The following is a 6,612-nucleotide window of genomic DNA, read 5'->3' on the forward strand; positions in this document are numbered from 1 at the left end:
GCCGGCCGGCCGACCCGGGCGCCCCGCGAGCTGCGCGGCATGTGGATCACCACGGTGAACAACATCGACTGGCCGAGCCGGCGTGGGCTACCGGCCGAGACGGTGCGGGCGGAGTTCCGGGGCTGGCTGGACCTGGCCGTGCGGCGCAATCACAACGCCGTCTTCGTGCACGTGCGGCCGAGCGGGGACGCGCTCTGGCCGTCCAGGTACGCGCCGTGGTCGGAGTGGCTGACCGGACGCCGCGACGGCCGCGATCCCGGCTGGGACCCGTTGGCGTTCATGGTCGCCGAGGCACACGCCCGAAATCTGGAGTTCCACGCCTGGTTCAACCCGTACCGGGGTGGGCAGCCGGCCACGGTGGGCGGGCCCGGCCCCCGGCTGGACCAGCTCGCACCGACACATCCGCTGCGGCAGCACCCCGATTGGGTGGTGACCTATCCCAGCGCCGACCGGCCCGGCAGCCGCCTCTACTTCAACCCCGGCATCCCGGAGGCACGCAGGTTCGTCGAGGACTCGATGCTCGAGGCGGTCCAGCGGTACGACGTCGACGGTGTGCACTTCGACGACTTCTTCTATCCGTACCCCGAGGCGGGGCAGGACTTCCCGGACGGCGCGGCGTTCGCCCGGTACGGCCAGGGTTTCGCGGACAAGCATGCCTGGCGGCGGGACAACGTGAACACGCTGGTCCGTGAGATGAGCGAGCGGATCAAGGCGATCAAGCCGTGGGTGAAGTTCGGCATCAGCCCGTTCGGCATCTGGCGCAACAAGCGCACCGACCCGGCCGGCTCCGCGACCGCGGGCTTGCAGAGCTACGACGACATCTACGCCGACACCCGACTCTGGGTTCGGAAGCAATGGCTGGACTACGTCGTGCCGCAGCTCTACTGGCACATCGGCTTCGGCAAGGCCGACTACGCCAAGCTGCTGCCGTGGTGGGCGGCCACGGTGCGGGGCACCCGGGTGCAGCTCTACATCGGCCAGGCCGACTACCGGGTGGGCGAGCGCGGCGCCTGGCGCGATCCGGCCGAGCTGGACCGCCAGCTCGCCCTCAACCGCCGGTACGGCGTGAGCGGGAGCGTGCACTTCAGCGCCAGGCAGGTGCGTGCGGACAAGCTCGGGGCGGTCAGCCGGTACAGCGAGTCGCACTACGTCGGCCCGGCGCTGGTGCCCACGATGGCGCAGCTGCCGGCGGCGCCGCCCGGCGCGCCGACGGTCACCGGCGTTCGGCGTACGGACGCCGGTGGGGTGGCGCTGAGCTGGCGCGGGGACGGTGCCGCGAGCTTCGCCGTCTACCGCGTGGACGGCGACGCGGCCCGGCTCGTCGGCACCGCCCGGGGTACCGACTGGATCGACCGCACCGCACCGCCCGACCGCCCGCTCTCGTACTGCGTCTCCGGACTGGATCGCAGCGGGAACGAGGGCCGGCTCAGCGCGCCGGTGCCCGTCGCCGCGCAGTAACAGCCCCTCTGCGGTGCGTGCCCCGCCCGGGGCTGACCGCGTGCGGCGCGTAGCAGGCTCAGAAGCTGTAGCCACCGGCGCAGAGGAGGACCTCGCCGGTGATGTAGTCCGCTTCCGGTGTGCACAACAGGTAGGCCGCTCCGGCGGCTTCCTCGACGGTCCCGGCCCGCCCCAGCGGGATCGACCGGTCCAGAGCCGCGGCGATGCCGGGGTTGAGGCCGACAACCAGTTGCCGACCGTCGACATCGATGCTGCCGGGCCCTGCGGGGTCCGTCAGGCGGGTGCGGATGACGCCGTAGGCCACGGCGTTGACGTTGACGGCGTACCGGCCCCATTCCTTGGCCAGGGTCTTGGTCAGGCCCACCACGCCGGCCTTGGCGGCGGAGTAGTTGGCCTGGCCGGGGTTCCCGGCCAGACCGGAGATCGACGAGACGTTGACGACCTTGCGGTGATGGGTGGTCCCCGCGGCGCGGTCCCGCTCGGCGAACCGCTTGATCACGGGCTGGGCGGCGCGCAGCAGGCGGAACGGGGCGGTGAGGTGCACGTCGAGGATGGCACTCCACTGCTCGTCGCTGGTCTTCTGGATGACCGCGTCCCAGGTGTAGCCGGCGTTGTTGACGATGATGTCCAACCCGTCGAAGGCGGACACGGCGGTGTCGACGAACCGTTCGGCGAAGTCCGGGTCGGTGACGCTGCCGGCGACCGCGATCGCCTGCCCGCCCGCTTTCTCGATGAGCTCGACCGCCTCCGCCGCCGGCTCGGGATCGAGGTCGTTGACGACGACGTGGGCTCCGTGGGCGGCGAGCTTGCGCGCGATGGCCTGGCCGATGCCACGTCCGGAGCCGGTGACCAGCGCTACGCGCCCCTGCAGGTTGCTCATGCGGTTCTCTCCAGGAGGGTGACGACGCAGGCGCCGCCGAGGCCGATGTTGTGCGCGAGGGCCAGGTTCGCGCCCTCCACCTGGCGGGTGCCGGCGGTACCGCGCAGCTGCCAGGTGAGTTCCGCGCACTGAGCGAGCCCGGTGGCGCCCAGCGGGTGGCCCTTGGCGAGCAGGCCGCCGGAGGGATTGACGACCACCCGGCCGCCGTAGGTGTTGTCGGCATCGGCGATGAACTTCTCGGCCGTGCCTTCCGGTGTCAGGCCGAGCGCCTCGTAACTGATGAGTTCGTTGGCCGTGAAGCAGTCGTGCAGTTCGACGACCGGTACGTCGGTCGGGTCCACCCCGGCTTCGGCATAGACGCGATCAGCGGCGGCGCGGGTCATGTCATAGCCGACCAGTCGCATCATGTCGGTCTCGTCGAAGGTGCCCGGTTTGTCGGTGACCAACGCCTGCGCGCGGATGGTCACGGTCCCGTCGAGGCCGTGCCGACGGGCGAAGTCGGCGCTGCACAGCACGGCCGCGGCGGCGCCGCAGGTCGGTGGACAGCACTGCAGCCGGGTCAGCGGCCCGTACATCGCGGGCGAGGCAAGCACCTCCTCGACCGTGACGGGGTCGCGGAAGACGGCGTTCGCATTGTGGGCGGCGTGCCGGCGGGCCTTCACCGCGATCGCCGCGAACGTCTCCGCCGAGGTGCCGTGGCGGCGGGCGTACTCGGCGCCGGCGCCGCCGAAGTAGGCCACCGCGAACGGCACGCCGTCGTCGTCCTGGAGGCGGGAACGGGCGGCGTCACCGCGGGCCAGCGGGCTGTCGCGGTCACCGAACGCCATCCCGAGGGCGCCCGGGGTCATCTGCTCGAATCCGAGGGCCAGGACGCATTCGGCGGCGCCGGTGGCGACAGCCTGCCGGGCCAGCCACAGGGCGCTGGATCCGGTGGCGCAGTTGTTGTTCACGTTGACGATCGGGATGCCGGTGGTGCCCAGGCCGTAGAGGGCGGCCTGGCCGCAGGTGGAGTCGCCGTAGACGTAACCGACGTAGGCCTGCTGCATCAGCGCGTAGTCCACCCCCGCGTCGGCCAGGGCGGCCCGCGCGGCCGTCTCGCCCATCACGTCGTACGCCAGGCTCTGCGACGGCCGGCGGAACGGGATCATGCCCACGCCCGCGACCAGGACGGGCCTCACGTCAGCCGTCCGATGTGGTCGGCCACGGTGCCGGCGCCCTTGAGCGACAGCAGGATCGTGTAGTGGTTGACGTCGGGCACCTTCTCCACGGTGAGGCCGCTGCGGTCGATTCCGGCGGCCTTCAGGCGGGCCTCGTCGTACAGGCCCTGCGGTTCGTCGAGGATGCCGCGTTCGCACCACAGCAGGGTTGCCGGGCACCGGATCCGGTGAGCCGCGGTCGTCGTCTGCTCGTCCAGCAGCGTGTCGGTGGCGTCCCGGCGCACCGCCTCGAGGGAGCAGGAGGAGCGCAGCGCGGGCGGTTCGCCGACCAGGTCGCGCAGCGCGTAGTCCCGCACCGCGGGTGACCAGGCCGCGGACAGTGCGGGATGCACCCGCCAGAAGTCCAGGTACGTCCGCTCGCTGTCGAACGTCATCCGCAAACGGCGCATCGCCGGGCCGATGACGACCTCCAGGATGTCGTCGATGTTCGCGCCCTCGTGCACCTGCAGGGTGACGCCGCCGTCGACGAGCAGCACCGACGAGACCCGGTCCGGGTGACGCAGCGCCGCGACGGCGGCGACGAACGCCCCCATCGAGTGCCCGACGATCGGCGCCCGGTGCAGGCCCAGGTGGTCGAGGACGGTGATGAGGTCGTCGGCGTGCTGGGCGAGCCCGTACGGACCGGGCAGGGCGTTGCTCTTCGCGCGTCCGCGCAGGTCCGCGGCGATCAGCGTGGCGCGGCCGACCAGGGCATCGGCGACCGGCGCCCAGGACAGGGCATTGGCGGTGATGCCGTGCGCGGCCAGTACGGTCGGGCCGGTCTCGCCGGGCCAGCGGCAAACCCGTAGAGTGCCGCCGGCCACGGGGACGTCGAGTTCTTCGGGGTTCACGGTTGCTCCTCGGGGGCGACCTTGGGACGGCGGAAAGCGGCGTCGCGGTAGGCGGCGAGTTCGGTAGCGAGGCGGTTCTTCAATTCGAGGCGCTTGGCCTTGCCGGTCGCCGTGTAGGGCACGTCGTCGCCGAAGATGACGACCTTGGGCTGGTGGGCGAAGTCGAGGCGAGCCGCGCAGTGGTCGAGGATCTCCTGCTCGGTCAGGGGCCCGTCGGCGACGACGTACGCGGCGATCTCGTCGCCGTAGACGCGGTGCTCGAACGGCACGGCGAGGGCGAACGCCACCCGCGGATGGGTGCGCAGCACCTCGTCGATCTCGAACGGGGAGATGTTGTGCCCACCCCGGATGATCAGTTCCTTCATCCGTCCGGTGATGAAGAAGACGGGCCGCCCGTCCGGGCCGGGGCGCCAGAAGCCCTCGTCGCCGGTGTGGAACCAACCGCCGCGGAACGCCTCGGCGGTGGCCTCGGGGCGACCGGCGTACTCGCGCATGATGATCGCGCCACGGACGGCGAGCTCCCCGCGGACCCCGGCGGGCAGCTCCTCTCCGGTGACCGGGTGCAGCACGGTCATCCGCGCGTGCGGCAGCGCGCTGCCGATGCTGGGGAAGCCGAAGTCGGCGTGCCAGCGACGCCGCTGCTCGTCGGGGAGAGCGGGCATGGCGGAGGCGACGCAGGTGGTCTCCGACAGCCCGTAGATGTGCCGGATCGGAACGGCGAAGCGTTTCTCGAAGTCGAGGGCGGTCTCCACCAGCAGCGGCCCCGCGCCGCACAGCACCTCGGCGAAACACTCGGGCGCCTCGCCGCCGCCGGTGAGCAGGAACTCCAGCAGGGTCGGCACCAGGCTTGCGGTGGTCGCCCGTTCAGCGGCCACGTCGGCCCAGAAGCGCTCGGTGCGGAACCGGTCGGTCAGGACCGCGGAGGCACCGGTGTGCCACGGCAGCAGGCTGGAGATGACCAGGGCGTTGGCGTGGTGCACCGGCAGCACCGTGTAGACCCGGGTGTCGGAGTCCCAGCCGAAGGTGCCGGCCAGCGCGTCCAGGTCGGTCAGCAGATTGCCGACGGTGGTGATGATGCCCTTCGGCTCGCCGGTGGTGCCGCTGGTGTAGAGCCGCAGCGCCGCTACATCCAGACCGACCGCCGGGTCCGCCACCGCCGTCGTGCTCTCCGCCGGCAGTTCGGCGGTGTGGTGCAGCGGCAGGCCGGTCGCCTCGGCAAGGGCGGTGGCCCGCTCGACGTGCTCCGGTGCGTGAACCAGCAGGCGTGCTGCGGAGTCGCGCAGCACGAACAGTTGCTGGTCGGCGGCCTCCTGCGCGTTCAGCGGCACGCAGCACGCCCCGACCAGCCAGCACCCGTACGCCACCGCGAGGGCCTCGGCGGTGTTGCCGGCGAGGGTCGCCACCGCGTCCCCCGGCCCGGTGCCCTGCTCCCGCAGCCAGGCCGCCGTCGCCTCCACCCGGGACCGCCACTGGCCGACCGTCCATGCGTGCCGGGTGCCCCGCGCGTGGTGCAGCTCCGTCAGGTACGGGGCGTCGAGGTCGGTGCGGTCACGGAAGAACGCGGCGAACCCCGACCACCGCGGCCGGAAATCATCGACAGGCAGGCGCGGGTCGAACGAGCGGTACTCCATGTGCGAAAACCTAGGGCTCGTTCAGCGTGCTGGACGATGGAGGTTCTCCACACCGCTGGGTCAGTTTGACGGAGGAATCAACCACTAACCCGAATGCTGGTCGGTGAAGCTGACGATCCGGTGCAGCTTGACGGCCAGCTGGAGCTGCAGCGCCTTCTCCCCGGTCCGCCAGCCCTCACCGAGCAGCGCGGTGATGCGCTCGATGCGCTGGTAGAGCGTGTTGACGTGAATGAACAGCGCCGCCGCGGCGCGAACGTGACTGCCGTCGGCGTCGAAGTACGCCTCCACCGTTCGCAACAGCTCCGTTCCGCGCTGCGCGTCGTAGTCGACCACCGCGCCGAGGGTGCGCTGCACGAACGCGGCCACCCGCTCACGGCCGGCCGGACCGAACAGCAGCCCGAACGCCCCGAGATCGGCCGGACCGGCCGCCGTGCCGGCCTTGCCGAGCGCGCAGAGGACGTCGACGCAGTGCCGCGCGTCGCGGTGGGCATCGCGCAGTCCCGTCGGCCCCTCACCGGGGCCGGCGGCACCGACGGTGACGGGCGCGGCGACGGCTCTGCGGAGGCGATCCACCGCCGCCGGGGCCGCCTGCGCCG

The 6,612-nt window shown here is 72.0% G+C and carries 6 protein-coding genes; 1 reads left to right on the plus strand and 5 read right to left on the minus strand.

Annotated features, from left to right (window positions below; genetic code table 11):
- Positions 1–1,458 (plus strand): glycoside hydrolase family 10-like protein (locus tag DKL51_RS03540; RefSeq protein WP_124811715.1); only part of this gene is annotated, 1,458 nt, incomplete at its 5' end.
- Positions 1,459–1,516: 58 nt separating this feature from the next.
- On the opposite strand, the gene DKL51_RS03545 is transcribed toward DKL51_RS03540, so the two are convergent.
- From DKL51_RS03545 to DKL51_RS03565, 5 genes are all read right to left on the minus strand, one after another.
- Positions 1,517–2,338, minus strand: coding sequence for an SDR family NAD(P)-dependent oxidoreductase (locus tag DKL51_RS03545; protein WP_124811716.1), 822 nt, complete (start codon positions 2,336–2,338; stop codon positions 1,517–1,519).
- Positions 2,335–3,516, minus strand: a complete 1,182-nt coding sequence (locus tag DKL51_RS03550) for a lipid-transfer protein (protein WP_124811717.1) — start codon at positions 3,514–3,516, stop codon at positions 2,335–2,337. The genes DKL51_RS03545 and DKL51_RS03550 overlap by 4 nt, the downstream gene beginning before the upstream one ends.
- Positions 3,513–4,385: an alpha/beta fold hydrolase gene (locus DKL51_RS03555; protein WP_109944967.1), complete on the minus strand. Its 873-nt coding sequence runs from the start codon at positions 4,383–4,385 to the stop codon at positions 3,513–3,515. Before DKL51_RS03555 ends, DKL51_RS03550 begins: the two co-directional genes overlap by 4 nt.
- Entirely contained in the window at positions 4,382–6,016 is a 1,635-nt protein-coding gene (locus tag DKL51_RS03560; protein WP_124811718.1) for a class I adenylate-forming enzyme family protein, read from the minus strand. The genes DKL51_RS03555 and DKL51_RS03560 overlap by 4 nt, the downstream gene beginning before the upstream one ends.
- 84 nt (positions 6,017–6,100) lie before the next feature.
- A partial coding sequence (locus DKL51_RS03565; RefSeq protein ID WP_185734693.1) for a PucR family transcriptional regulator occupies positions 6,101–6,612 on the minus strand: 512 nt, incomplete at its 5' end.

The sequence above is a fragment of the Micromonospora globispora genome, from assembly GCF_003857015.1.
Lineage (GTDB): Bacteria > Actinomycetota > Actinomycetes > Mycobacteriales > Micromonosporaceae > Micromonospora > Micromonospora globispora.

Excerpts from the sequence above, each read along its gene's own strand:
- DKL51_RS03545 (WP_124811716.1), bottom strand. The coding sequence starts at position 2,338 with ATGAGCAACCTGCAGGGGCGCGTAGCGCTGGTCACCGGCTCCGGACGT.
- DKL51_RS03560 (WP_124811718.1), bottom strand. The coding sequence starts at position 6,016 with ATGGAGTACCGCTCGTTCGACCCGCGCCTGCCTGTCGATGATTTCCGG.